The following is a 24,294-nucleotide window of genomic DNA, read 5'->3' as shown; positions in this document are numbered from 1 at the left end:
GCCGCGATGGCCTGAGCTCAGCTCCGGCGGTTTTGCGCCCCGCTCCGGCACCGGGCTCAGGACTCGACAGTGCTCTCCGTGACGGCCCGGCGACGCGCCGTCTCCTCGGGCGACACCTCGGTCAGGGCCAGCGTGGCGACGAACCCGACCAGCAGGATGCCGCCCGCGACGCCGGTGGAGATCCGCGCCGCGTCGACCAGGGCGTCAGCGGCGAGCTGGGCCACCGGTGCGGTGCGCGGGTCGGCACGCAGCCCCGGGATCGCCGCGCCGATCGAGTCGTGCACGATGGTGACGACCTTGCTGCGGGCGGTCTCGGGCAGCTGGGTGGAGTCGAGCCGGGTCTGGGTGCCCTGGGTCAGCGAGCTGATCAGCAGCCCGCCGAGCACCGCGACACCGAGGGCCGAACCGATCTGGCGGACGGTGGTGAGCAGGCCAGACGCTTCACCGGACAGGCCGACCGGCACCTCGGCGAGGGACACGTTGGTCACCTGGGCGGTGGCCATGCCGACCCCGAGCCCGTAGACGAACAGGCAGATGCCGAGCGTCCACGCGTTGCCCGGCAGCGCCAGGGCCAGGCCGATCACCGCGGCGGCCTCGACGAGGACGCCGAGCTGGACGACCCGGCGGGCACCCAGCCGGCGGGTCAGCTGGGGGACCGCGCCCGACATCAGGAAGGTGCCGATGGCGAGCACCATCATCAGCCAGCCGGTGCCGAGGGCGTTGTAGCCGAGGGCGCCCTGGAGGACCAGCGGCAGGGTGAAGAGCATGCCGAACTCACCGAGCGCGATGATCATCGAGGCGATCGTGCCCTGGCGGAAGTTCCGGATCCGCCACAGGCCCAGGTGGGACTGGACGATGGCGCCGCGCTGGTGCCGGACGTGCTCGGCCCACACCCACAGGCCCAGCAGGGCGACACCGGCGGCCAGGGCGAACGGGACCGGGGAGAGGCTGCCGTCCGACTGGTGCAGCCAGCCGTAGGAGGAGGACTCGACCAGGGCGAAGACGATCCCGCCCAGGCCGACCGTGGCCAGCACCGTGCCGGACCAGTCGATGCCGCGGCGCAGCGTACGGTCCCGCGTCTCGGTCAGGAAGAGCGAGGCGAGAACGACGGCGACGATGCCGAACGGGATGTTCAGCCAGAAAGCCCAGCGCCAGCTGGCGTCGGTGGCCAGCCAGCCGCCGACCAGCGGGCCGACGGCTGCCATGCCACCGATCGCCGAGCCGTAGATCGCGAAGGCGATGCTGCGCTCCTTGCCGGTGAACATCGCGTTGATGGTCGATGTTGTCGCGGGTAGCACCATCGCCGCGCCGATGCCCTGCACCAGGCGGGCGATCAGCAGCATCATCGGGCCGGTCGCCGAGCCGGCGGCCAGCGAGGAGCCCATGAAGACGACAAGGCCGGCGATGAACATCATCCGCCGGCCGAACAGGTCGCCGAACCGGCCCGAGGTGAGCATCAGCGAGGCGAAGACGAGGGAATAGACGGCACTGACCCACTGGGCCTCGGTGGCCGTCATGTGCAGGTCCTCGATCACGACCGGCAGGGCCACGTTGGCGATCGTGGCGTCCATGATCACCAGCGAGGTGCCGAGCGCGATGGCGGCCATGCCCCACCAGCGGCGGGGGGCTCCGGTGAAGTCACCGGGTGGCGACGTGACGGCGGTGGCGGATCCGGGATCTGTGGGGGTGCTGCCCGGGGTGGGGGCGGCGGTATCGGACATGAATGCTCCTTGAGGTGCTGTCACGATGTGATGTGGGCTCACGACCTGACGTGGGTCAGGACGTGGCACGCTGATCTTGCTGACACACCGACGGTAACATGTCGACGAAGCGTCGGTAAAGTCTCGCCCTCTGTGTGATCCGTCACCGGTGGGGCCCTGTCATGGGAGGATGAAGCGGTGCCAAAGATCTCTGCCGCCACTGTCGCCGAACACCGCGCGATGAAGGAGCGTCAGGTGATCGCGGCAGCCGTCGAGCTGCTCACCACCGAGGGGGCCTCCGCCGTCACCCCGGCCGCGGTCGCCGAACGGGCCGGCCTGGCCCGCACCAGCGTCTACCAGTACGCGCGTTCGGGGAACGACCTGGCGGCCCTGGCGGTGGAGGAGATCTTCCTCCAGGTCAACGCCTCCCTGACGGCGGCGCTCGACGCGGCCGGACCCGAGCCGGCCGCGCGGCTGGAGGCGATCATTCGGACCATCCTGCAGGGGGCTGTGGACGGCCATGCGCCGGACCAGGCGCTCGACGTCGCCGCCCTCGGGGCCGCGCAGCAGGAGCGGCTCCGGCAACTGCACCAGGACCTGGTCGCCCCGCTCTCGGCCACGATCGCCGGGGTCGCCGGTGTCGGCAGCGGCGATGTCGCGATGCTGACGGCGATCTCCTGGGGGGCGATCAACGGCGTGGTCCCGCTGATCGAGCACGGCCTGCCGGTCGACCGGGCGGTGCCCATGGTGGTGGCGTACGTCCGGGCCGGCACGGAGGCCGCCGCGCGCTGATGTGCACCGGACGCCTCGCGATGACGTGCAGTGGGCGTCACTGATGCGCCGCGTGGGCCGCGGCCGGTGTCAGTGGGTGTTGACCTCGTAGCGTTCGCGGGCCAGGAAGATGCTGTCGCCCGTCATCGACTGGGCACAGCTGATGCCGTTGGACTGGCTGATGCACAGCACGTCGCCCATCTTCACCGCCGTGCCGTACGTCAGTGTCGGGATCGTGGCGGCGGTCATCGGCTGCCGGATCGAGTCGGTGTGGCAGACCACGGTCGCCTTGCCGTCAGCCCCGAGGGCGATGTCGTCGTGGGCCTGCTCGCAGTCCGCGGGCGCGGGCGGTGACCAGGACCTGTCCTTGGCGTTGCAGCGGACCGTGGAGGGGCCCATCCGGCAGATGATGTTGCCGGTCGGTGAGACGAACTGGTAGGCCGAACGGTCCGACAGGTCGAGGACCGCCGAACGACTCGCGCCGGGGGTGGGGGCCGGCGTGCCGGACAGCGCCGACATGGGGCCGACCACGGGCGAGGTCGACACCCGGCCCGCCGGTGCGGACGCCGAGGCGGCGTGACCGGTGGTGCCGACCGTGGAGGGCCTCAGCAGCAGTGCCAGGCCGAGGCCGACGACCACCGCGACACCGACGACCGCGAGGGCGATCGTCGCGCCCCGCCGGACGATCGGACTGTGCGCGCCGGCCGTCACTTGCCGTCCTGCAGGGTCTCCCAGATCTCCTTGCACTCGGGGCAGACCGGGAAACGGTCAGGGTTGCGCGAGGGCACCCAGACCTTGCCGCACAGGGCGATGACCGGCGTGCCCATGACCATGGCCTCGGTCAGTCGGTCCTTGGGGACGAAGTGCGAGAAGCGCTCATGGTCGCCCTCCTCGTAGCGGAGGTCCTCCTCCTGCTCCACACGCTCGTCGACGAGGGTCTCGGCGCCGGGGGACAGCTTCTGGCTCATGGCATGAGTCTACGTGGTGCCGATCGTCCCGGGCCCACCCGGCCGCAGGATCCGGGGCCCCCTGCTGCCGGATCCGGGCTCACCGGCTGCAGGATCCGGGCTCGCCCGGCCACGGGACATGGTCGCGACCGGGTGGGCCGCGGACGTCCGTCTGCGGTCCGTCCCGGTGGTGTCGTACGGTCCCGGGCCGCCTACCATGGGGCCAGTGAGTGCCCAGTTCCCCGAAGCCCCTGATCTCCGGTCGCGCGGTCTGTCGCCCGCCTACCCGGACCGGGCCGCTTGGGGAACCGTCAAGAACCTGCGCGCCTGGCAGGCCGCCGCCCTGCAGCAGTACCGCGAGGAGGAGCCGCGCGACTTCCTCACCGTCGCCACGCCCGGGGCCGGCAAGACCTCCTTCGCGCTGACCGTGGCGACCGACCTGCTCAACCGGCGGGTCGTCGATCGGATCCTGATCATCACCCCGACCGAGCACCTCAAGACCCAGTGGGCGTCGGCCGCCGACCGGGTCGGCCTGCTGATCGACCCCGACGGCAGCGCGAAGGGCGGCGCGGCCGGCAAGCACTTCGTCGGCACCGCCCTGACGTACGCCGGGGCGGCGGTGAACCCCAACGCGCTACGGATCAGGATCGAACACCACAACACCTTGGTGATCTTCGACGAGATCCACCACGCCGGTGACGCCCTGAGCTGGGGTGAGGCGGTCCGCGAGGCCTGCGAGCCGGCGAAGCGGCGGCTGTCGCTGACCGGCACCCCGTTCCGCTCCGATGCGAACCCGATCCCGTTCGTCACGTACGAACCGGACGGCGAGGGCACGATGCGTTCGCGCCCGGACTACAACTACGGCTATGCCGAGGCGCTGGCCGACGGGATCGTCCGCCCGGTGCTCTTCATGGCCTACTCGGGGGACATGCACTGGCGGACGAACGCCGGCGACGAGGTGACCGCCCGGCTCGGTGAACCGATGACCAAGGACATGATCTCCCAGGCGTTGCGGACCGCCCTCGACCCGCACGGCGCCTGGATCCCGGCCGTGCTGCGGGCTGCTGACACCCGGCTGACCGAGGTGCGCCAGTCGGTGCCGGACGCGGGTGGTCTGGTGATCGCCAACGACCAGAGCAGTGCCCGCGCGTACGCCCGGATGCTGCACCACATCACCGGGGAGAAGCCGACCGTGGTGCTCTCCGACGAGCCGAAGTCGGGGGAGCGGATCAGTGACTTCGCCGCCTCGCGGGACCGGTGGATGGTCGCGGTCCGGATGGTCTCCGAGGGCGTCGACGTGCCGCGGCTGTCGGTCGGGGTGTACGCCACGATGACCGCCACACCGCTGTTCTTCGCCCAGGCCGTCGGGCGGTTCGTCCGGGCCCGGGGGCGTGGTGAGACGGCCACGGTGTTCGTCCCGACGGTGCCGCGGCTGCTCACGTACGCCTCGGAGATGGAGGTGCAGCGCGACCACGCGCTGAAGCGCCGGACCGAGGACGAGACCTTCCTGCTCGCCGAGGCCCAGCGCGAGCAGAACACCGCCGACGCTGACATCGACGGGGAGCAGCACCAGTTCCAGGCGCTCGGCTCGGAGGCCGACTTCGAGAAGGTGCTCTTCGACGGAGGCGAGTTCGGCCTCACCACCATGGCGGGCTCGGCGGAGGAGCAGGAGTACCTCGGCCTGCCGGGGCTGCTCGACCCGACCCAGGTGAAGGACCTGCTCCAGCGCCGGCAGGCCGACCAACTGGCCCGCACCGAGGCCGGTCCCGCCCGCGGTCAGGAGGAGCCCGCCGGCCGGGCGCGTCAGCAGGCCACCCACCAGCGGCTGCGGGCACTGCGCAAGGAGCTCAACTCGCTGGTGTCGGCGTGGAACCACCGCACCGATCTGCCGCACGGTGTGATCCACAACAAGCTGGTCGAGGCGACCGGCGGGCCGCCGTCGGCCGCCGCCGACGAGGAGACCCTCGAGACGCGCATCGACCTGATCCGCCAGTGGGCGATCACCGGCGGTGGGCCGCGGTAATGCCGGGGCTCGGGAGCGGGCCCGGTGCCACGTAGGCTTGGTGACGTGACTGACAATGCGCCCGGAACGCCCCCGACCCTGCCCGCCGTGCCCGCCGGGTGGTACCCGGATCCGGCGGCGCCGACGACCCAGGAGCGGTACTGGGACGGCGTCGGGTGGACCGAGCAGACCCGCGTCGTGGATGCCACCCGTGCGTACGGTCAGCCGGGGTACGCCCAGCCGGGCTACGGACAGCAGTACGCCCAGCCGGGCTACGGTCAGCCCGGGTACGGCCATCCGGGCTACGGTCAGCCCGGGTACGGCCAGCCGACCTATGGGCAGGACACCCAGGGCCAGGGGCAGCAGCCCGGCGCTCCCGCTGAAGGACAGGCTCCGTACGGTCAGGTCTCCCCGTACGGTCAGCCCGGCCAGCAGGACGCCGGTCAGCCCTATGGTCAGCAGCCTGGCGGGTATCCCTCCGATCAGCAGCAGCCCTACGGTCAACAGCCCGGTGGATATCCGTACGTCCAGCAGCCGTACGGTCAGCAGTCGTACGTCCAGCAGTCGTACGGACAGCCGACCTACGGCTACGGCTATGAGATGGGCCCGACGACCGCCGATGGCGTGCGGCTGGCGAGCTGGTGGGCCCGGCTGGCGGCGTTCATCGTCGACTCGATCCTGCTGGGGATCATCACCAGCCTGGTCACCGCCCCGCTGCTGGCCCCGTACACGGATGCGGTCACCCGGTGGTTCGACGGGGTGGTCTCCGGGGCGACGCTCGACCCGGCCACCCTGCTGGAGTCCTACCCGACGCCGGTGGGCGTGATGGGCTTCTGGCCCGCGCTCGGAGCGATCCTCGCGCAGGTGGGCATCTGGTTCGTCTACTACCTGCTGCTGACCCGATTCCGTGGCGCGACCGTCGGCAAGATGATGCTGGGCCTCAAGGTGGTGCCGGTCGACCGGGGCCAGGCCACCGAGCCGGTCGGCTGGGGCGCCTGCGCCATCCGGGCCTTCCTCTGGGTGCTGCCGCAGATCTCCAACCTGACGTTGGCGGTCAGCTGGCTGGTGTTCTTCCGCTACCTCGACGGGCTGTGGCCCGTCTGGGACCGCAAGCGCCAGGCGATCCACGACAAGGCCGCCCGCACCCAGGTCATCCGCACCCGCTGATCGTGGCGCCGGCACCAGATCGCCCACCGGCACGAAGGAGGTCGCGATGGCCGAGCGCCCCGCTCGTGAGTACGTCACCGGCGAGATGACACGGCCGCTGCGGATCGCGTCCTGGGTGCCGGTCGTGGCGGCGGGCGACGTGGCCTGAGCCCGTGTGGCCTGACCCTATGGGGGCGATCTCAGGTGGGGCGATCGGGGGCTTGTGGCGGGGGCCTCGACGATGGCTGGGGCGGGAGTGGGGATAGGGTGAAGGGGTGGAGGCTTCGGCGGCTCTCCACGCCCTCCCGTCCTCGTTCTGGCAAGGAAAATCGTGGTTGCACCGAGCCCCCAACTCCATCGACTCGCCAGTGATCTCGGGATCGCGACGAGCTACTACGACACACTGGGTCGCCACCTCGAGGTGTCGGCCGACACGCTCGTGTCGGTGCTCGGGGCGATGGGGATCGATGGCAGCACGCCCGAAGCGGCCGAGGCGGCGATCGAGAAGCGCAAGGACGATGCCTGGCTGCGCGTGTTGCCGTACGTCGTGGTGATGCGCCGGTCCCAGGACCGGGTGATCAACGTCCACGTCCCGGACGGGCACGCGATCACCGTCACGGTCGTGCTCGACGGCGGGCAGGTGCGCAGCACCGACCAGGTCGACAACTGGGAGCCGCCGCGCGTCATCGACGGTGTCGCCATCGGTGAGGCCTCGTTCCGGCTGCCGGTCGGTCTGCCGCTGGGCTACCACCGGGTCCGGGCCGAAGGCGACGGCCGGTCGGTCTGGGCCCCGATGATCGTCGTGCCCGACCGCCTCGAGCTGCCGGAGCGCACCTGGGGCCCGATGGCCCAGCTCTATTCCGTACGGTCCGAGGCCTCCTGGGGCATCGGTGACCTCGGTGACCTCCGTACGCTCGTCGACTGGAGCGCGGAGCGCGGAGCCGGGTACGTGCTCACCAACCCGATGCATGCCGCCGAACCCACCGTCCCGCAGGAGGCATCGCCGTACCTGCCGACCAGCCGCCGGTTCGGCAACCCGGTCTACCTGCGGATCGAGGACATCCCTGAGTACGCGACGCTCGCCCGGGCCCAGCACGCCCGGATCGCCCAGAGCCGCCGCGAGGTGAAGGACGATCCGCGCACCTGGGAGCGTATCGACCGCAACCTGGTGTGGCCGGCGAAGATGACGGCCCTGCGGGTCGTCCACGAGGCCGAGCGCACGCCGGAGCGCGAGGAGGCCTACCGGCGCTATCGCTTCGAGCAGGAGGAGGGCCTGGTCCACTTCGCCCGGTGGATGGCCCTGGCCACGACGTACGGCGCCGACTGGCGGTTGTGGGATCCGCCGCTGCGGGACGTGCACTCCGCCGAACTCGACGTCTGGGCGGCCGAGCACGCCGACGAGGTCGAGTTCCAGATGTGGCTGCAGTGGCTGCTCGACGAGCAGATGGATGCCGTGCAGACCGCCGCGACCGCAGCGGGCATGCCGATCGGGGTGATGGGTGACCTCGCCGTCGGCGTGAACGAGCACGGCGCGGAGACCTGGGCCAACCCCGAGCTCTACGCCCGCGGCGTGACCGTCGGTGCCCCGCCCGACCCGTACAACATGAACGGCCAGAACTGGAGCCAGCCGCCGATGCGGCCCGACCAGCTCGCCCGGCAGGGCTATGCGCCGTTCCGCGCCCTGGTCGGCACCCTGCTGCGCCACACCGGTGGCCTGCGGGTCGACCACGTCATCGGCCTGTTCCGGTTGTGGTGGATCCCGGAGGGTCGTGCCGCCACCGAGGGGACGTACGTCTACTACGACCACGAGGCGATGGTCGGGGTGCTGACCCTCGAGGCCCATCGGGCCGGGGCGGTGATCGTCGGGGAGGACCTCGGCACGGTCGAGCCGTACGTCCGCGACTACCTGCGCGACCGTGGGGTGCTCGGCACTTCGATCCTGTGGTGGGAGAAGAACCACGAGGGCCGGCCGCTGGAACCGGAGTGGTACCGCGAGGCGTGCCTGGCGTCGGCGACCACGCACGACCTGGCGCCGACCGCCGGCTACCTGCAGATGGCCCACGTGAAGCTGCGCCAGGAGCTCGGGGTGCTGACCGAGCCGGTGGAGGAGGTGCTGGCGACGGAGGAGCACGAGCAGAAGCTCTTCCTCGATGCCTGCCGGGACCGCGGGCTGCTGCCCGGCGACTTCCGACTCTTCACCCCGGGCCAGCTGGAGGCCCGTCGGCTGCGTGCCGCACAGCTGGTCGGCGGGCCCGCGGGCGCGGCGAGTGGTGTTCCGCAGGACGCGGCGGCCGGTGACCCGCCGACCGCCGCGGCGCCCGCCGGGCAGTCGGCCGTCGACCGGCCGGCCGTTGAACCGATCGACCAGGGTGCCCTGCAGCGCGCCGTCGAGGCGCTCTACCGCTACCTGGTGCAGAGCCGGGCGCGGCTGGTGAACGTCGCGCTGACCGACCTGGTCGGCGACACCCGGATCCAGAACCAGCCGGGGACCGCCTGGGAGTACCCGAACTGGTGCATCCCGCTGTCGGGCCCCGACGGTGAGCCGGTGCTGCTGGAGGACGCCCTCGCGACCACGCGCGCCGAGGCCCTGGCGGCGGTCCTGCGCGGGGAGTGAGCCGGGCCCGGGCTCCCGTTGTCGGGGCCGCGGTCAGTTCGGGCCCGCGGTCAGGTTCGGGCCGGCCCGGTGACCGGGCCCGGAACTGCCGGACCGGTTCGTACGCCCGGATCCTCAGGGCCCGGAGCTGTCGGTTCCGGAGCTGTCAGGCTCGGTTCCCTCAGGCCTGCCCCTCCTCAGACCCGAGGCTGTCAGGCGTAGTCCGATTCGTACCGGGTCGGGATCACCGCGTCGCCCTGGGACATCTTCCGGGCGGCGCGGGGGAGCTCGGCCAGGCTGGCGCGGTGCCGGTCCCGGGCGGCCTGCAGGTCGTCGTCCCAGATGATCTCGCCGGCCCGGACCAGGTGACACAGCAGCGGCCGATCGTTGCTGTCGGACTGCGGCTGGATCCCGACGCCGATCACCTCGGCCTCGGCGACGCCGTCGGCGTTGAGGCGCCGCAGGGCGTACTTGCGGCCGCCGACGGTCCCCTTGTTCGCCGCCTTCTTCTCCACCGGCAGCAGCGGTGCGTCGGGCTCGTCGCTGGTCGCCCGTGCGACGAGCTTGTAGACGAACCCGCAGGTGGGGTGGCCCGAGCCGATCACCAGGTTGGTGCCGACCCCGTACCCGTCGACCGGCGCTGCAGCGAGCGCCCCGATCTGCCACTCGTCCAGGTCGGAGGTGACGATGATCCGGGTCGTCGTGGCGCCGAGGGCATCGAGCTGGTCACGTACGTCGCGGGCGGTGATGGCGAGGTCGCCCGAGTCGATCCGGACCGCACCCAGCTCGGGGCCGGCCAGCTCGACGGCGGTCCGGACGGCGTCGCTGATGGAGTAGGTGTCCAGCAGCAGCGTGGTGCCCTTGCCCTGCACGGTGAGCTGGGCCTCGAAGGCATCCCGCTCCGTGTCGTGCAGCATGGTGAAGGAGTGCGCTGCGGTGCCGGCGGTGGGGATGCCGAACCGGCGCCCCGCCTCCAGATTGGAGGTCGAAGCGAAACCGACGATGTACGCCGCCCTGGCCGCGGCCACGGCGGCCTCCTCGTTGGCCCGGCGGGCGCCCATCTCGATGCAGGGCCGGTCACCGGCCATCAGGGTCATCCGGGAGGCCGCCGATGCGACGGCCGAGTCGTAGTTGTAGACCGACAGCAGCGCCGTCTCGAGGACACACGTCTCGGCGAAGCTGCCCTCCACCGTGAGCAGCGGGGAGCCGGGGAAGTAGACCTCGCCCTCCGCGTAGCCCCACACGTCGCCGGCGAACCGGTAGTCGGCCAGCCAGTCCAGCACCGGCGCCGAGACGACGTGCTTGTCCCGGAGGAACTCGAGCTCGGCCTCGCCGAACCGGAAGTCGCGGATGATCTGCATCGCCCGCCCCACCCCGGCGACCACGCCGTACCGGCGCCCGGTGGGCAGCCGACGGGGGAAGAGCTCGAACAGGCTTCGGCGGAAGGCGGTGTCTGACTGCATGGCGGCTTCGACCATCGTCAGTTCGTAGTGATCGGTGTACAGCGCGGAACTGGTCACATCGGAAGCCTAGTGCCGTCCCGTCCCGGCCGGGTGGTGCCGGAGCCGCCGGTGGGTGAGACACTGTCCGGTATGACTGCTGCTGAGGACCCGACGTCTCCCGCCGGCGGGACAGCGGTCATCGAGCGTCCCGCCGAGGAGGCCGTCATCGAGGAGCCCTGGACGACCATCGTCTGGGACGACCCGGTGAACCTGATGTCGTACGTGACCCACGTCTTCGTCACCTACTTCCACTACGCCCGGGACAAGGCCGAGCGGCTGATGCTCCAGGTCCACCACGAGGGCAAGGCGGTCGTGGCGACCGGGACCAGGGAAGAGATGGAACGCGACGTGAACGCCATGCACCAGTTCGGTCTCGGGGCCACCCTCGGACGGGCCGAATGATCCGGCGCCGAGCGGCCCGTCTGCGGCGTCGGGCAGTGACCGGGTGACGAGAGGCGACGTGGTCGGGTGACGAGAGGTGGAGTGATCGGGTGAAGCGGTTCCGGAAGCGTGGCCGGGTGTACCAAGCCGTGATGGAGGAGTTCGAGGTCGGGCTGATGACGTCGCTGTGCGGCCAGCTCATCGACCTGCTGAGCCCCGAGGCGACCTCCGGGCCGGAGGAGCCGACCGAGGACGTCGGGGATTCCGCTGAGCCCGACGTCGGCACCGACCTCGACGAGCTCTTCGGCGATCCGATCGACCTCGGCTTCCCCGGTGGCGTCGGAGCACCCGGAGCAGGCGGCGCGGGTGGCCGGGCGGACGAAGGTGGCGCCGGTCCGCGGGACCACGAGGAGGATGAGGACAAGGACGCTTTCGACCCGTTCGCCCTGTGGGAGCAGGAGCTCGACCCGCATCGCCCGGACGTCGAGCGGCCCACCGACCCCGTACTGCTCCGGCTGTTTCCCGACGCGTACCGGGGCGACGACAAGGCGTCGGCGGAGTTCCGCCGCTACACCGAGCCGGACCAGCGCCAGCACAAGATCGAGGACGCCCTGATCGTGATGGCCGGTCTGGAGGCCAGCGACCGGGGCCAGCGCCCGGTCAAGGTCCCCCCCGAACAGGTCGAACCCTGGCTGCGGACGCTCACCGCCCTGCGGCTGGTCATCGCCGAGCGGCTCGGGATCAGCGACGCGCACCCCCAAGGAGATCCGGGGGCGGCGCTGCCCAAGGCCCGCGACTTCATGCTCGAGGTGTACGACTGGCTGGCGTACGTCCAGGAGACCCTGCTCGGCGCGCTGTGAGGACGCGCCTGCGCGGCGCCGGGGGCCCCGGATGCCGGCAGACGGTCGCGCTAAGGTCGATCGGTGACCATTCGCGACAGGACAGCGCCGATCGGGATCTTCGACTCAGGATTCGGCGGGCTGACCGTGATGCGAGCGGTCGTCGACCAGCTGCCGCACGAGGACATCGTCTACCTCGGCGACACCGCCCGGGCCCCGTACGGCACCCAACCGCTGGCGTCGGTGCGCGAGTTCGCCCTGGAATGCCTCGACCACCTCTACGAGCGCGGCGTGAAGATGCTCGTCATCGCCTGCAACACCGCCTCCTCGGCCGTCCTGCACGACGCACGTGAACGCTACGACGTCCCCGTCGTCGAGGTGATCACCCCCGCCGCCAGCACCGCGGCCCGCGTCTCCCGCGGCGGTCACGTGGGCGTCATCTGCACCACCTCGACCGCCCGGTCCGGGGCGTACGCCGATGCCCTGGCGGCGGTGCCCGATGTCCAGCTGCGCACCCGGGCCTGCCCGCAGTTCGTCGACTACGTGGAACGGGGCATCACGTCGGGTCCGGAGATCCAGCGGGTGGCACGGGGCTACCTGCGGCCGTTGCAGGAGGCCGGGATCGACACCCTCATCCTCGGCTGTACCCACTACCCGCTGCTGATCGGCGTCATCTCGTACGTGATGGGCGACGACGTGACCCTGGTCTCCAGCTCCGACGCGTGTGCCCGCGCGGTGTACCGTCAGCTCACCGACCGCGCCATGGTGAACGACCAGCCCGACGTCGGGTCACGGACCTTCCTCACCACCGGGCAGCCGGCGGACTTCCGCAGCATCGGTGAGCGGCTGATGGGCCGTGGCTTCATCGAATCGGTCGGCCAGTTCCTCTGACCCGGCCGAAGGGGCCGGGCCGGCGGACACGGACAGGCCCCGCCGGACGGTGACAAGGGCCGACGGACAGGGGCCGGCGGACCGGGACCGGGACAGGGACCGGCGGACCGGGACAGGGACCGGCAGCGGAGGAGGACCATGGCCGAGTTGGTGATCGTCGGGTGCAGCGGATCGGGGCCCGGGCCGGACTCCGCCGCCTCGGCCTACCTGGTGCGCGCGACCGTCGACGGGGTGGCCACGACCGTCCTGCTGGACCTCGGGTCGGGCGCCTTCGGCCCGCTGCAGCGCCTTGTCGACCCCCGCGAGGTCGACGCGATCGTGCTCAGCCACCTGCATGCCGATCACTGCCTGGATCTAGCGGCCTGGGACGTCGCGGCCGCCCACTCCACGACCGCCCCCTGGCGTCCCGTCGTCACGTACGCCCCCGCCGGCGCGCGGGACCGGATCGCCCGGGCCTGTGAGGTCGACGACCCGCGCGAGGCCGAGCTGGAGCGGTCGTTCGACTTCCGCCCATTGCGCGAGGGACGTACGGAGCGCCTGGGCTGCTTCACCCTGCGGGTGGCACGCGTCGCCCACCCGGTCGAGTCGTACGCCGTCCGTCTCGACGGGCCGACCGGCGCGCTGGTCTACTCCGGGGACACCGGGCCCACCCACGCGCTGGCGGAGCTGGCCACCGGGGCCCGGGTGCTGCTGGCCGAGGCGTCGTTCCCCGACCGGCCGGGACTGCCCGTGGACCTGCACCTGTCCGGTCGCCAGGCGGGGGAGGCGGCTGCCACGGCGGGGGTGGAGACCCTGGTCCTGACCCATGTGCCCGCCTGGGAGGACCCCGCCGAGCGGATGGTCGAGGCGGGTCGGGTCTTCGGCGGCCGGCTCGTGCGGGCGACGCCGGGGGCGGTGATCGGTTTCTGAGTCGTCCGGCCGGTTGCTGGGGCGCCACGGCAACGGAGACGCCTGTGACCTACCCGCCGGAGGCGCCATGACAGTCCGCCGAGGCGCCATGACAGTCCGCCGGAGACACCTTGACCGCTCGCCGGACCTGCGCCTCGGGGACTGTCGGTGCTCCCGGGTAATCTGACCGCCATGACCTCATCCACCGCCCCTGCCCGCACCGACGGCCGCGCTCTCGACCAACTCCGTGACGTCCGGATCACCCGCAACTGGCTCGACCACGCCGAGGGATCCGTGCTGATCGAGGCGGGGCGCACCCGGGTGCTGGTGGCGGCGAGCGTGGAGGAGGGCGTCCCGCGCTGGCGTCGGGGGTCCGGGCTGGGCTGGGTGACCGCCGAGTACGCGATGCTGCCGCGCGCCACCAATGAGCGCACGCAGCGCGAGGCGATCAAGGGTCGGGTCGGTGGGCGCACCCACGAGATCTCCCGGCTGGTCGGCCGCAGCCTGCGGGCCGTGATCGACTACAAGGCGCTCGGTGAGAACACGATCATGATCGACTGTGACGTGCTGCAGGCCGATGGCGGCACCCGCACCGCCTCCATCACGGGGGCGTACGTGGCGCTGCACGACGCCGTCTCGTGGCTGCGGGAGCGCAAGCTGCTGGTCGGCGAGCCGCTCACGGACACCGTCTCGGCGATCTCGGTGGGGGTGGTCAACGGCGCCCCGATGCTCGACCTGAAGTACGACGAGGACTCGACCGCCGACACCGACATGAACGTGGTGATGTCGGGCGACGGGCGGTTCATCGAGGTGCAGGGCACCGCGGAGGGCGAGCCCTTCGACCGCGGCCTGCTCAACGAGCTCCTCGACCTCGCCGCCAAGGGCAACGCCGAGCTGCGCGACCTCCAGCTCGCCGCGCTCGGGGTGACCGCCGCTGCCGGCACCGGAAAGTGACCACGATGCTGGACCGGGTGGTGCTCGCGACCAACAACGCCAAGAAGCTCGTGGAGCTGCGTCGGGTGCTGGCCGACTGCGGCCTCGACATCGAGGTATGCGGTCTGGGTGATTTTGAGCGCTACCCGGAGCCGGCCGAGGACGGGCGCACCTTCGACGCCAATGCGCTGATCAAGGCCCGCGCCGCCGTCGTGCACACCGGACTGCCGGCGCTGGCCGACGACTCCGGGCTCGAGGTCGACGTGCTCAACCGGATGCCCGGCGTACGGTCCTCGCGCTGGGCCGGGCCGGCCGGTGACGACGCGGCGAACCTGCAGCTGGTCCTCGACCAGATCGACGACGTGCCGGACGCGGCGCGGACCGGCCGGTTCGTCTGCGCGATGGCTCTGGTGCTGCCGGACCTGGAGGCGGATCCGTCCGGGCGGACGCCCGGTCAGGAGTTCCTGCAGCGCGGCGAGGTGGAGGGCCACATCATCCGGGCCCCGCGGGGCGACAACGGCTTCGGCTACGACCCGATCTTCCAGCCGCTGGGCGAGCAGCGGACCACCGCCGAGATGTCGCCCGCGCAGAAGGACGCGATCAGTCACCGTGGGCGCGCGGTGCGGGCGATGGCGACGTTCATCAAGGGGCTGCGGGAGCACCCCGTCACCCTGGCGCACTGAGAGGGATCCCCATGCAGCAGTACCTGGACCTGCTCCAGCACATCCTCGACACCGGGGTACGCAAGGCCGACCGCACCGGCACCGGCACGATCAGCGTCTTCGGCGCCCAGCTGCGGTTCGACCTGCGCGCCGGCTTCCCGCTGCTGACCACCAAGAAGGTGCACACCCGCTCGGTGTTCGGCGAACTGCTCTGGTTCATCAAGGGCTCGACCAACGTCGAGTGGCTGCATCAGCACCGGATCTCGATCTGGGACGAGTGGGCCCGCGCCGACGGCGACCTCGGCCCGATCTACGGCCACCAGTGGCGCTCCTGGCCCGACCCGGAGCACGGCGGCGCGATCGACCAGCTCGCCCGGGTGATCGAGTCGATCCGGCACGACCCAGACTCCCGCCGCCACATCGTGTCCGCCTGGAACGTGGCGGACATCCCGCAGATGGCACTGCCGCCCTGCCACGCCTTCTTCCAGTTCTACGTGGCGCCGCCGGCCGAGGGCGAGACGCGGGGACGGCTGTCGCTGCAGCTCTACCAGCGCTCCGCCGACATGTTCCTCGGCGTGCCGTTCAACATCGCCTCGTACGCGCTGCTCACCCATATGGTCGCCCAGGTCTGCGACCTCGACGTGGGTGACTTCGTGCACACCTTCGGTGACGCCCACATCTACCTCAACCACCTCGACCAGGTGCACGAGCAGCTGGGCCGTACGCCCCGCGAGCTGCCCCGGCTCCGGCTGAACCCGGCCGTCCATGACATCGACGGCTTCACCCTCGACGACATCGAGATCGTCGGCTACGACCCGTACCCGGCGATCAAGGCCCCGGTGGCGGTGTGACCGCGGGGTCCGGGCCCGAGCGCACCGGCAGGTCCGCGGGTGCCGGCGGGGGCACCGGCAGGTCCGAGGATGCCGGCGAGGGCACCGGCAGGTCCGGGGGCACCGGCGCGCGCCCCGAGCTCGTCGCGATCGCTGCGGTCGCCGACAACGGGGTGATCGGGGCCGCGGGGGACATCCCCTGGCGGATCGAGGGGGACCTGCCCCGGCTCAAGCGCCTGACCATGGGGCATGTCCTGCTGATGGGGCGGCGGACGTACGACACCCTCGGGCGTCCGCTGCCGGGGCGGACGAACATCGTCGTCACGCGCGACCCGGACTGGCGGGCCGACGGCGTCCTGGTCGCCCACGACCTGGACGGTGCCCTGGCCCTGGCCGCCGCGGCTGCACCGGGACGGATCATCTGGGTGTTCGGCGGCGGAGAGATCTACCGGCTCGCCTGGGACCGTCTCGACCGGCTCGAGCTGACCGAGGTGCACCGGCGGCCGGAGGGTGACACCACGCTCCCCGTGGTCGATCCCGGGGTGTGGGCCGAGACCGCGCGCGAGCCGCACGACGGGTTCGACTACGTGACGTACGTACGCCGCTGACCTGCGGCCTCGACGCCCACCGGATCGACGCCGACCGGATCGACGCCCGGCATGGAGTGGACGCCCACCGGCCGGCCGCTCGGCGATGCGAGACTTGACCGTCGCCGGGGCCCCGGTCAGACAGGGCCGCCAAGGAGGAAGCCGTGGACCGTCGCCGCCTCGTGGCCGCTCTGTCGCTGGTGGCGGCCACGCTGTTCTGGGCCGGCAACTACGTGCTCGGTGTCGTCGCGGTCGGCGAGCTCGACCCGGTCAGCCTGGTCTTCGCCCGGTGGGTCATCGCCGTCGTTCCGCTCGTCCTCATCGCCCAGGTGACGGAAGCACCGCGCTGGCGCGAGGTGCTCCGCCACTGGCGGTGGCTGGTCGCGCTCAGCCTCACCGGGCTGGCCGGCTACAACCTTTTCCTCTACGCCGCACTGCAGTTCACCGGCGCCTTCGATGCGTCGCTCATCAACGCCGTCAATCCGGCCCTGATCCTGCTCGCCGCCGCGATCTTCCTGCAGCAGCGCCTGACGCCGCGCGGCATCGGGGGCGTCCTGCTGGCGCTGCTCGGTGTGCTCCTGGTGCTGACCCGCGGCCACCTGGAGGCCATCGCCGGGCTGCGCCTCGGTCCCGGGGAACTGCTGATGTTCGGCGCCGTCGGCGTGTGGACGGCGTACACGATCATCGGCCGGCGTGCCCCGAGGATGCCGCCGGTCACGTCGACGGCGGTCCAGGCCGCCGTGACCGTGGTGGCGATGACCCCCTTCGTCGTGCTGAACGGCTTCCACGGCCCGCGCACCGCGGCGGGGGCCTGGTCGCTGGCCTTCATCGCGATCTTCCCGTCGGTGCTGTCCTACCTGCTCTGGAACCGGGCGCTGCGGGTCATCGAGCCCGGCCGGGCCGGGGTCTACCTCAACCTGGTCACCGTGTTCACGGCCCTGATCGCCGTCCTGATGGGGCAGACCCTGCGCTGGTCCGATGTGATCGGCGGCCTGCTGGTGATCGGTGGCGTGGCGTTCACCAGCGGGCGTACGCGGGCCCCGAGAGCCGTCGAGGTCAGTCGCGGATCGTGACGGCGTTCGCCGTGTCGCGGTCGAGGCGACCGAAGTTGTAGTAGGCCGCGCAGGCCCCTTCGGGGGAGACCATGCAGGTGCCGATCGGGGTCGTCGGGGTGCACGCGGTGCCGAACACCCGGCACTGCCAGGGCTTGATCCGGCCGGTCAGCACCGAGCCACACTCGCAGGCGGGCGGGTCGGCGACCCGGACGCCCGGGACGGTGAACGTCGCCTCGGCGTCCCAGGCGGCGTACTCGGGGGCGATCCCCAGGCCGGAGTGGTCGATCCAGCCCAGGCCACGCCACTCGAAGGTGTCGCGGGTGCGGAAGACCCGATCCATCAGCTTCTGGGCGACGATGTTGCCGTCAGGACGTACGACCCGGGCGTACTGGTTCTGCACCGTCGCCCGTCCCGCGGCGACCTCGCCGGAGGTGAACTGCTCCAGCAGCATCGCGACGGCCTGGAGCACGTCGAGCGGTTCGAAGCCGGTGACCACGACCGGCCGGTTGAACTCCTCGGCGAGGAAGTCGAAGGCATGGGTGCCGACCACGGACGCGACGTGTCCGGGACCGATAAAGGCGTCGATCTCCGTCTCACCGCCGTTGACGATGGCGCGCAGCGGCGGCTCGGTGGTGACGTGGTTGCTGAACACCGAGAAGTTGGCCACGCCCTCGACCCGGGCCCGTTCCAGGGTGACGGCGGTGGACGGGGCGGTGGTCTCGAAGCCGACCGCGAAGAACACCACCTGCTTGTCCGGGTTGTCCCGGGCGATCGGCAGCGCGTCCAGCGGGGAGTAGACGAACCGTACGTCGGCGCCGGCGGCCCGCACCTGCAGCAGTGATTCCTGCGAACCGGGCACCCGCATCATGTCGCCGAAGGTGGTCAGGATCACGCCGGGCCGGCGGGCCAGCCAGATCGCGTCGTCCACCCGGCCCATCGGGATGACGCAGACCGGGCAGCCGGGACCGTGGATGAACTCGATCCGCTCCGGCAGCAGGTGTTCCAGGCCATGGCGGTAGATCGTGTGGGTGTGGCTGCCGCAGATCTCCATCACCCGCAGCGGCCGGTCGAGCCGGTCGGTCAGCTCCTCGATGCGGTGCAGCAGGGCCCGGGCGGCGGCCGGGTCACGGAATTCGTCGACGTACCTCATTCGATCACCGACCGGCGGAAGGAAGCGATCTCGTCGTCCAGGATCGTGCCGCCCAGCCGGCTGATCTGCTCCAGGGTGATCGCCGCTTCCTCGGCGTCGATCCGGCTCAGCGCGAAGCCGACGTGCACCAGCACCCAGTCGCCGGGGCGGAGCTCCTCGTCGGCGAGCAGGTCGGTGGCGACCGTACGCTCCACCCCGCTGATCGCCACCCGGGCCCGCGGCTCACCGGGGTCGGGGATCGCGATGACCTCCGCCGGCACTCCCAGGCACATCGGCTCGTCCCCTTTCCGACCGGCTCGGCGCCGGTGCGGGACTAGTATCCTCCCCGACGCGGCCCCGGTGCCACCGAGGTCACCCACCGTCGGGAGCGGAGTGAAGTGATGGATCCCAGAAATCGCCTCAACGACGACGAGAAGGACGTCAACGAGAGGATCAGCCGGGTCCGGGCCAGGCGGCCACGGTTCACCGACGAGTACGTGACGCTGGCCCACGGCGCGGGTGGGAAGGCCTCCGCGGCATTGGTCGACGCGGTCTTCCTCGACGGGTACGGCAACGATGTGCTGGCGCAGCTGGGTGACGCGGGCGTCGTGGGGCTGTCCGCGCTGGGGGAGCCGGCCCCGGACGCCCTGCTGGCCATGTCGACCGATTCGTACGTGGTGAACCCGCTCGAGTTCCCCGGCGGCAGCATCGGGGAGCTGGCGGTCAACGGCACGGTCAACGACCTCGCGGTCAGCGGGGCACGACCGGCGGTGGTCTCGGCGGCGTTCGTGCTGGAGGAGGGACTCGACATCGCCACGCTGCGGCGGGTGGTCGCCGACATGCGCCGGGCCGCGGCCCGGGCCGGTGTCCGGATCGTCACCGGGGACACGAAGGTGGTGCCCCGGGGTGCGGCGGACCGCCTCTTCATCACCACCGCGGGGGTGGGGTTGGTCCCGGCGGGCCGCAGCCTCGGCGCCGACCGGGTGCGGCGCGGCGACCGGCTGCTGGTGTCGGGGCCGATCGCCGACCACGGCATGGCGGTGATGCTGGCCCGTGGCGACCTGGCCATCGACGCCCCGATCCGCTCCGACACCCGCGCGGTCAACGGCCTGGTCGAGGCGCTGCTCACCGCCGCCCCGCACACCCGGTGGATGCGTGACGCGACCCGGGGCGGCCTGGCGACCGTCCTGAACGAGCTGGCGCGGGCCTGCGGGCTCGGTGTCGTCGTCGAGGACGAGGCGGTGCCGGTGCGGGAGATGACCCGCGCCGCCTGCGACATGCTGGGACTCGACCCGCTCTACGTCGCCAACGAGGGCACCTTCGCCGCCGTGGTCCCGGCCGACGAGGCCGACGAGGCACTCGCCGCGGTCCGCGGCCTGCCCGGCGGTGAGCAGGCCGCCCTGATCGGCCGGATCGTGGCCGAACCGGCCGCGGCGGTGGTGCTGGTCACCGGCTTCGGCGGCACCCGGATGGTCGACATGCTGGTCGGGGATCCGCTGCCGCGGATCTGCTGACGACCCTTTCGCGGGTGGGATCAGGGACCCGCGGTCGGGATCAGGGGCGGGTCGACAGGGCGGGACTCACCGGCTCGACGCCGGCCGCCCGGCCCAGACCAGTCTCCCGGCCCACGCCTGGCCCAGGCACAGGCCCCCGTCGTTGGGCGGCACCACCCGGTGGGTGAGGACGTCCAGTCCGTACGTCCGGAGTCGAGCGGTCAGTGCGCGGGCGAAGATGCGGTTCACGGCGACGCCACCGGTCAGTCCCACGGTGGTGGTGCCGGCCTCCTGCGCGGTGCGCGCGATCCGGTCGGCGAACACCCCGGCGAGGCCGAGGTGGAACCGCCAGGCGCCCTCCTCGACATCGTCCCCGCGCCGGTCCAGCAGGTCCAGGAAGACGGCCCGCAGATCGGAGACAGGACCGACGGGTCCGGCCGGACCGCCCGTCCTCGGGGGGTGCGCCGCCGCCCAGCGGGCCGCGGCGCGTTCGAGCAGCACCGCCGCCTGCGCCTCGTAGCTCACCTCCGGGCACAGCCCCAGCATCGCCGCGGCCGCGTCGAAAAGCCGCCCCGTCGAGCTCGTCCCGACGACACCGAGGCCGGATGCCAGCTGGGAGGCGACGAGGCGGCGTTCGTCGGGCGGGGCCACGCGAGCGGCCGGAGTGGCGGAGATGTCCAGGTCCCAGGCGGCGGCCAGGCCCTGGGCGACCCGCCAGGGCTGCCGGACGGCCCGGTCACCGCCGACCAGCGGGACGTACGGCACGTGCCAGGCACGACGCCACGACCACGGCGACGGATCCTCCTCGGATCCCAGTACGAGCACCTCACCGCCCCACACCGTGGGGGCCGTCGTCGCGCCGGCGCCCTCCGGGAGGGGATCACCGGGGGAGGGATGCCCGGCGTCGTCGCCGTAGCCGGTGCCGTCGAGGGTGGCCACCACGACCGGCCCCTCGGCGATGCCGTGCTCGGCGAGCAGCGACAGAGCATGCGCGTGGTGGTGCTGGACCCGCAGCAGCTCCACCTCGGGGCGGGCCTCGACATAGCGCTCCGCCCAGGCGGTCGTCGCATAGCCGGGATGCAGGTCGCAGACCACCACCTCGGGGTCGCGACGCTGCATCGTGGTCAGCTGGGCCACCGACGCCTCGAAGGCGCGCTGGGAGGCGAGCGAGCCCATGTCACCGATGTGGGCGGAGACGAACACCAGGTCCCCGGTGGCCAGGGCGAAGGTGTTCTTCAGCTCCCCGCCCACGGCCAGGACGACCGGCTCGTTCGGGTCATCGGGTCGAGGATCGGTGTGGGGGAGGACCAGCGGCAGCGGCGCATAGCCGCGGGAGCGGCGCAGGGGCACCGCATCGGAGTCGGGCAGGGCCAACAGCACCGAGTCCTCCACCGGCACCGCGATGTCACGATCGTGCAGCAGGAAGCCGTCGGCGATCCCGGCGAGCCGATCCAGGGCATCGGCGTTGGAGTGGCACAGCGGCTCCTCCGACAGATTCCCGGAGGTCGCCACCAGGGCCAGCTCCCCGCCGCCCTCGCCGGGGTCGAGCAGCAGGGTGTGCAGCGGGGCGTACGGCAGCATCAGTCCCACGTCGTCGGAGTCCGGCGCGACGTCGGCGGCCAGGTCGTAGCCGGCCGCTGTGGGGGCGATCAGGATCGGATGGGCCGGGGAAGCCAGCAGCGCCAGCTGGGGTGGGGTGAGCTGCGCCAGCCCGGCGGCGACCGCCGTGTCGCGCACCATCACGGCGAACGGCTTGCCGCCGCGGCGTTTGCGCTCCCGCAGCCGGGCCACCGCCGCAGCGTTGCGCGCGTCGCACATCAGGTGGAAACCGCCCAGCCCCTTGACCGCGACGATCTGCCCGGCCAGCAGCCACCGGCGGGCCTCGGCGACCACCGCGTCCTGTTCGGCCGGAGTGGCGGGAGCGGCGATCGGCCGCTCGGCCGCGGCCTCCCCGGGCCGGGCCAGCCACAGCCGGGGCCCGCAGGCGTAGCAACTGATCGGTTGGGCGTGGAAGCGGCGGTCGGTCGGGTCGGTGTACTCCGCGGTGCAGTCCGGACACATGGCGAACCGGCGCATCGTGGTCGTCGCCCGGTCGTACGGCAGATCCTCGATGATCGTCAGCCGTGGGCCGCAGTGGGTGCAGGTGGTGAACGCGTAGCGGTGGCGGCGGTCGGCCGGGTCGGCCATCTCGGCCAGACAGTCCGGGCAGGTCGCGACATCCGGTGGGATGAGCGTACGGACCCCCGGCAGGTGCCGGCTGGGCACGATCCGGAACCCCTCCTCGCCGGGCACCGGAGGGAGGTCGCGTCGGGTGAGATCGATCACCCGCGCCAGCGGCGGCAGGGTGTCGAGCAGGTCGGTGAGGAAGTCGTCGAGGGTGCCGGGCGTGCCCTGGGCCTCGACGAACACCTGCAGGTCGTCGTTGCCGCACCACCCGGTGATCCGGTGCCGGGCCGCCACGACGGCGACGTGCGGCCGGAAGCCGACACCCTGTACCACCCCCCGCAGCAGGTACTCCCGACGGACTGTGGACATCACACCCTCCTCGACGGCGCGGCGCCACCCTACTGCCCCGACCGTGGCCGTGTGCAGCGGAACGCGACGGTCAACCCGACCGGCGATCTCCGCAGCCCACCGTCGACCGGTTGTCCACCGGCCGGGTGCGACACTGGGCGGCATGCACGAAGTGTCCCTGTGCCGTCAGCTGGCGGCGGCCGTCACCCGGGCCACCGGCGACCGCGAGGTCGAGGTCGTCCACGTGGACGTGGGCCAGCTGCGCCAGGTGGTGCCCGAGGCGATGCGGTTCGCCTGGACGTTCGTGGTGAAGGACACACCGCTCGCGCGGGCCCGGCTGGAGCTGCGGCTGCTGCCGGCGACACTGTCCTGCCGTGACTGCGGCGCGAGCAGCCGACTCGGCCCCGAGCTGGGCTTCGACTGTCGGGCCTGCGGCTCGGCCGACACCGCACTGACCAGCGGGGAGCAGTTCGTCCTGACCGCGGTCGACGTACGTACGCCGACCCCGGCCGACGACCGCGACGGGCGGTGCGAGACTGGCCCGGGGAAAGGAGATCGCGATGGGGCGCTTCCATCGGCATGACGACGGCACGGTCCACGTCCACGAGCACGACGACGAGGGCCACACCCACGAGCACGGCCACACCCACGACGACCGTGTGCCGGGCGACGGCCTGCCGCACACCGGATCGGCGGACCTGGACCAACTGATCGGCGACCACTCCGGCTACGGCACGGGGCGGGAGCGGATCGAGATCCTCGAGGACATCTACGCCGAGAACGACCGGCTGGCCGCCGCGAACCGTACGGCCCTCGACGCCGCCGGGGTCCGGGCGGTGAACCTGATGAGCTCGCCGGGGGCCGGCAAGACCACGCTGCTGGCCCGTACGTTGGCCGCGTTGCAGGGCAGGCTGCGGGTCGGCGTGATCGAGGGGGACATCGAGACGCCGCTGGACGCCGAACGGCTCGGCGGGTACGGCGCCCGCATCTCGCTGCTCAACACCGGGGACGGCTTCGGTGGCGAGTGCCATCTGGACGCCCCGATGGTGGCGACCGCGTTGCGCGGCCTCGACCTGACCGCCCTCGATCTGGTGATCATCGAGAACGTCGGCAACCTGGTCTGCCCGGCCGAGTTCGATGTCGGCGAGCACCGCAAGGCGATGGTGTTCTCCATCACAGAGGGGGAGGACAAACCGCTCAAGTACCCGGTGATGTTCCGCGCGGTCGAGGCGGTGGTGCTCAACAAGATGGACCTGGCCCCCTATCTCGACTTCGACAAGGAGCTCTTCCTGCGCAATCTGGCGGCGGTGAACCCGACGGCGAGCGTGATCGAGACCTCGGCGCGCACCGGCGAGGGCGTCGAGCAGTGGATCGACTGGGTGACCCAGGGCTGCCGGTGAGTCGCGGTGCGAGCCGTCCTCGCCGACCCGG

Annotated in this window: 23 protein-coding genes; 16 read left to right on the top strand and 7 right to left on the bottom strand. The window is 71.9% G+C overall.

All coding sequences use genetic code 11. The features are described 5' to 3' along the window. Positions 1-56 precede the first annotated feature (56 nt). The gene (locus tag VB059_RS03135; RefSeq protein ID WP_323420568.1) at positions 57-1,721 is read right to left on the bottom strand and encodes an MFS transporter; all 1,665 of its coding nucleotides are present in this window, start codon (positions 1,719-1,721) and stop codon (positions 57-59) included. Between the two features lie 177 nt (positions 1,722-1,898). Between VB059_RS03135 and VB059_RS03130 the strand changes: the two genes are divergently transcribed. After that, a complete protein-coding gene (locus VB059_RS03130; protein ID WP_323420567.1) occupies positions 1,899-2,492 on the top strand; it encodes a TetR/AcrR family transcriptional regulator in 594 nt (197 codons plus the stop codon). Between the two features lie 69 nt (positions 2,493-2,561). Here the strand turns inward: VB059_RS03130 and VB059_RS03125 are convergent, their stop codons facing one another. Beyond that, a complete protein-coding gene (locus tag VB059_RS03125) occupies positions 2,562-3,182 on the bottom strand; it encodes a hypothetical protein (protein ID WP_323420566.1) in 621 nt (206 codons plus the stop codon). Next, on the bottom strand, positions 3,179-3,439 hold the full coding sequence (locus VB059_RS03120) for a DUF3039 domain-containing protein (RefSeq protein ID WP_323420565.1): 261 nt from the start codon (positions 3,437-3,439) through the stop codon (positions 3,179-3,181). Before VB059_RS03120 ends, VB059_RS03125 begins: the two co-directional genes overlap by 4 nt. Before the next feature lie 196 nt (positions 3,440-3,635). Here VB059_RS03120 and VB059_RS03115 point away from each other — a divergent pair, with 196 nt between their 5' ends. The 3 genes from VB059_RS03115 to malQ all read left to right on the top strand — a co-directional run bounded on the left by VB059_RS03115 (position 3,636) and on the right by malQ (position 9,180). Further along, positions 3,636-5,441 (top strand): DEAD/DEAH box helicase, encoded by a 1,806-nt coding sequence (locus VB059_RS03115; protein ID WP_416339480.1) that lies wholly within the window; start codon positions 3,636-3,638, stop codon positions 5,439-5,441. A gap of 45 nt (positions 5,442-5,486) precedes the next feature. Beyond that, the gene (locus tag VB059_RS03110) at positions 5,487-6,587 is read left to right on the top strand and encodes an RDD family protein (protein WP_323420564.1); all 1,101 of its coding nucleotides are present in this window, start codon (positions 5,487-5,489) and stop codon (positions 6,585-6,587) included. Between the two features lie 310 nt (positions 6,588-6,897). Continuing rightward, entirely contained in the window at positions 6,898-9,180 is a 2,283-nt protein-coding gene (gene malQ, locus VB059_RS03105) for a 4-alpha-glucanotransferase (RefSeq protein ID WP_323420563.1), read from the top strand. 191 nt (positions 9,181-9,371) lie between these two features. On the opposite strand, the gene VB059_RS03100 is transcribed toward malQ, so the two are convergent. Next, positions 9,372-10,679 (bottom strand): nicotinate phosphoribosyltransferase, encoded by a 1,308-nt coding sequence (locus tag VB059_RS03100; RefSeq protein ID WP_323420562.1) that lies wholly within the window; start codon positions 10,677-10,679, stop codon positions 9,372-9,374. Between the two features lie 72 nt (positions 10,680-10,751). Between VB059_RS03100 and clpS the strand changes: the two genes are divergently transcribed. The 9 genes from clpS to VB059_RS03055 all read left to right on the top strand — a co-directional run bounded on the left by clpS (position 10,752) and on the right by VB059_RS03055 (position 17,745). Further along, entirely contained in the window at positions 10,752-11,063 is a 312-nt protein-coding gene (gene clpS / locus VB059_RS03095) for an ATP-dependent Clp protease adapter ClpS (protein WP_323420561.1), read from the top strand. A gap of 131 nt (positions 11,064-11,194) precedes the next feature. After that, positions 11,195-11,902, top strand: coding sequence for a DUF2017 domain-containing protein (locus VB059_RS03090; RefSeq protein ID WP_323420560.1), 708 nt, complete (start codon positions 11,195-11,197; stop codon positions 11,900-11,902). A gap of 69 nt (positions 11,903-11,971) precedes the next feature. Then, on the top strand, positions 11,972-12,772 hold the full coding sequence (gene murI / locus VB059_RS03085; protein WP_323420612.1) for a glutamate racemase: 801 nt from the start codon (positions 11,972-11,974) through the stop codon (positions 12,770-12,772). 138 nt (positions 12,773-12,910) lie between these two features. Beyond that, a complete protein-coding gene (locus VB059_RS03080; protein WP_323420559.1) occupies positions 12,911-13,681 on the top strand; it encodes an MBL fold metallo-hydrolase in 771 nt (256 codons plus the stop codon). Between the two features lie 171 nt (positions 13,682-13,852). After that, positions 13,853-14,614: a ribonuclease PH gene (gene rph / locus VB059_RS03075; protein ID WP_323420558.1), complete on the top strand. Its 762-nt coding sequence runs from the start codon at positions 13,853-13,855 to the stop codon at positions 14,612-14,614. 8 nt (positions 14,615-14,622) lie between these two features. Beyond that, positions 14,623-15,276 (top strand): non-canonical purine NTP pyrophosphatase, encoded by a 654-nt coding sequence (locus tag VB059_RS03070; protein WP_323420611.1) that lies wholly within the window; start codon positions 14,623-14,625, stop codon positions 15,274-15,276. An 11-nt stretch (positions 15,277-15,287) separates the two neighbouring features. After that, positions 15,288-16,106, top strand: a complete 819-nt coding sequence (locus VB059_RS03065) for a thymidylate synthase (RefSeq protein ID WP_323420557.1) — start codon at positions 15,288-15,290, stop codon at positions 16,104-16,106. After that, a complete protein-coding gene (locus VB059_RS03060; protein ID WP_323420556.1) occupies positions 16,103-16,693 on the top strand; it encodes a dihydrofolate reductase in 591 nt (196 codons plus the stop codon). The genes VB059_RS03065 and VB059_RS03060 overlap by 4 nt, the downstream gene beginning before the upstream one ends. Before the next feature lie 143 nt (positions 16,694-16,836). Beyond that, complete coding sequence (locus tag VB059_RS03055) at positions 16,837-17,745, top strand: DMT family transporter (RefSeq protein WP_323420555.1); 909 nt, start codon at positions 16,837-16,839, stop codon at positions 17,743-17,745. Here VB059_RS03055 and hypD read toward each other — a convergent pair. Together hypD and VB059_RS03045 are read right to left on the bottom strand one after the other, a co-directional pair. After that, positions 17,729-18,877 (bottom strand): hydrogenase formation protein HypD, encoded by a 1,149-nt coding sequence (gene hypD / locus VB059_RS03050; RefSeq protein WP_323420554.1) that lies wholly within the window; start codon positions 18,875-18,877, stop codon positions 17,729-17,731. The genes VB059_RS03055 and hypD overlap by 17 nt on opposite strands. Then, positions 18,874-19,149: a HypC/HybG/HupF family hydrogenase formation chaperone gene (locus VB059_RS03045; protein ID WP_323420553.1), complete on the bottom strand. Its 276-nt coding sequence runs from the start codon at positions 19,147-19,149 to the stop codon at positions 18,874-18,876. The genes hypD and VB059_RS03045 overlap by 4 nt, the downstream gene beginning before the upstream one ends. 108 nt (positions 19,150-19,257) lie before the next feature. On the opposite strand from VB059_RS03045, the gene hypE reads away from it, so the two are divergent. Beyond that, positions 19,258-20,370 carry a hydrogenase expression/formation protein HypE gene (gene hypE / locus VB059_RS03040; protein WP_323420552.1) on the top strand — a complete coding sequence of 371 codons (1,113 nt, stop codon included), beginning with the start codon at positions 19,258-19,260 and terminating at the stop codon, positions 20,368-20,370. 66 nt (positions 20,371-20,436) lie between these two features. On the opposite strand, the gene hypF is transcribed toward hypE, so the two are convergent. After that, positions 20,437-22,884: a carbamoyltransferase HypF gene (hypF, locus tag VB059_RS03035; RefSeq protein WP_323420551.1), complete on the bottom strand. Its 2,448-nt coding sequence runs from the start codon at positions 22,882-22,884 to the stop codon at positions 20,437-20,439. Positions 22,885-23,026: 142 nt separating this feature from the next. Between hypF and VB059_RS03030 the strand changes: the two genes are divergently transcribed. Together VB059_RS03030 and hypB are read left to right on the top strand one after the other, a co-directional pair. Then, positions 23,027-23,446, top strand: a complete 420-nt coding sequence (locus VB059_RS03030) for a hydrogenase maturation nickel metallochaperone HypA (protein WP_323420550.1) — start codon at positions 23,027-23,029, stop codon at positions 23,444-23,446. Continuing rightward, complete coding sequence (hypB, locus tag VB059_RS03025; RefSeq protein ID WP_323420549.1) at positions 23,424-24,263, top strand: hydrogenase nickel incorporation protein HypB; 840 nt, start codon at positions 23,424-23,426, stop codon at positions 24,261-24,263. The genes VB059_RS03030 and hypB overlap by 23 nt, the downstream gene beginning before the upstream one ends. Positions 24,264-24,294 lie beyond the last annotated feature (31 nt).

Source organism: Raineyella sp., assembly GCF_034933565.1.
Lineage (GTDB): Bacteria > Actinomycetota > Actinomycetes > Propionibacteriales > Propionibacteriaceae > Raineyella.
Note: the sequence above shows the minus strand (reverse complement) of the source record. Positions and strands in the feature narration are given on the sequence as shown.

Bases quoted from the DNA above. Each gene is read 5' to 3' on its own strand.
- VB059_RS03135 (WP_323420568.1), bottom strand. From the start codon at position 1,721: ATGTCCGATACCGCCGCCCCCACCCCGGGCAGCACCCCCACAGATCCC.
- VB059_RS03120 (WP_323420565.1), bottom strand. From the start codon at position 3,439: ATGAGCCAGAAGCTGTCCCCCGGCGCCGAGACCCTCGTCGACGAGCGT.
- VB059_RS03115 (WP_416339480.1), top strand. From the start codon at position 3,636: ATGGGGCCAGTGAGTGCCCAGTTCCCCGAAGCCCCTGATCTCCGGTCG.
- clpS (WP_323420561.1), top strand. From the start codon at position 10,752: ATGACTGCTGCTGAGGACCCGACGTCTCCCGCCGGCGGGACAGCGGTC.
- VB059_RS03090 (WP_323420560.1), top strand. From the start codon at position 11,195: ATGGAGGAGTTCGAGGTCGGGCTGATGACGTCGCTGTGCGGCCAGCTC.
- VB059_RS03080 (WP_323420559.1), top strand. From the start codon at position 12,911: ATGGCCGAGTTGGTGATCGTCGGGTGCAGCGGATCGGGGCCCGGGCCG.
- rph (WP_323420558.1), top strand. From the start codon at position 13,853: ATGACCTCATCCACCGCCCCTGCCCGCACCGACGGCCGCGCTCTCGAC.
- VB059_RS03065 (WP_323420557.1), top strand. From the start codon at position 15,288: ATGCAGCAGTACCTGGACCTGCTCCAGCACATCCTCGACACCGGGGTA.
- hypD (WP_323420554.1), bottom strand. From the start codon at position 18,877: ATGAGGTACGTCGACGAATTCCGTGACCCGGCCGCCGCCCGGGCCCTG.
- VB059_RS03045 (WP_323420553.1), bottom strand. From the start codon at position 19,149: ATGTGCCTGGGAGTGCCGGCGGAGGTCATCGCGATCCCCGACCCCGGT.
- hypE (WP_323420552.1), top strand. From the start codon at position 19,258: ATGGATCCCAGAAATCGCCTCAACGACGACGAGAAGGACGTCAACGAG.
- hypF (WP_323420551.1), bottom strand. From the start codon at position 22,884: ATGTCCACAGTCCGTCGGGAGTACCTGCTGCGGGGGGTGGTACAGGGT.
- VB059_RS03030 (WP_323420550.1), top strand. From the start codon at position 23,027: ATGCACGAAGTGTCCCTGTGCCGTCAGCTGGCGGCGGCCGTCACCCGG.
- hypB (WP_323420549.1), top strand. From the start codon at position 23,424: ATGGGGCGCTTCCATCGGCATGACGACGGCACGGTCCACGTCCACGAG.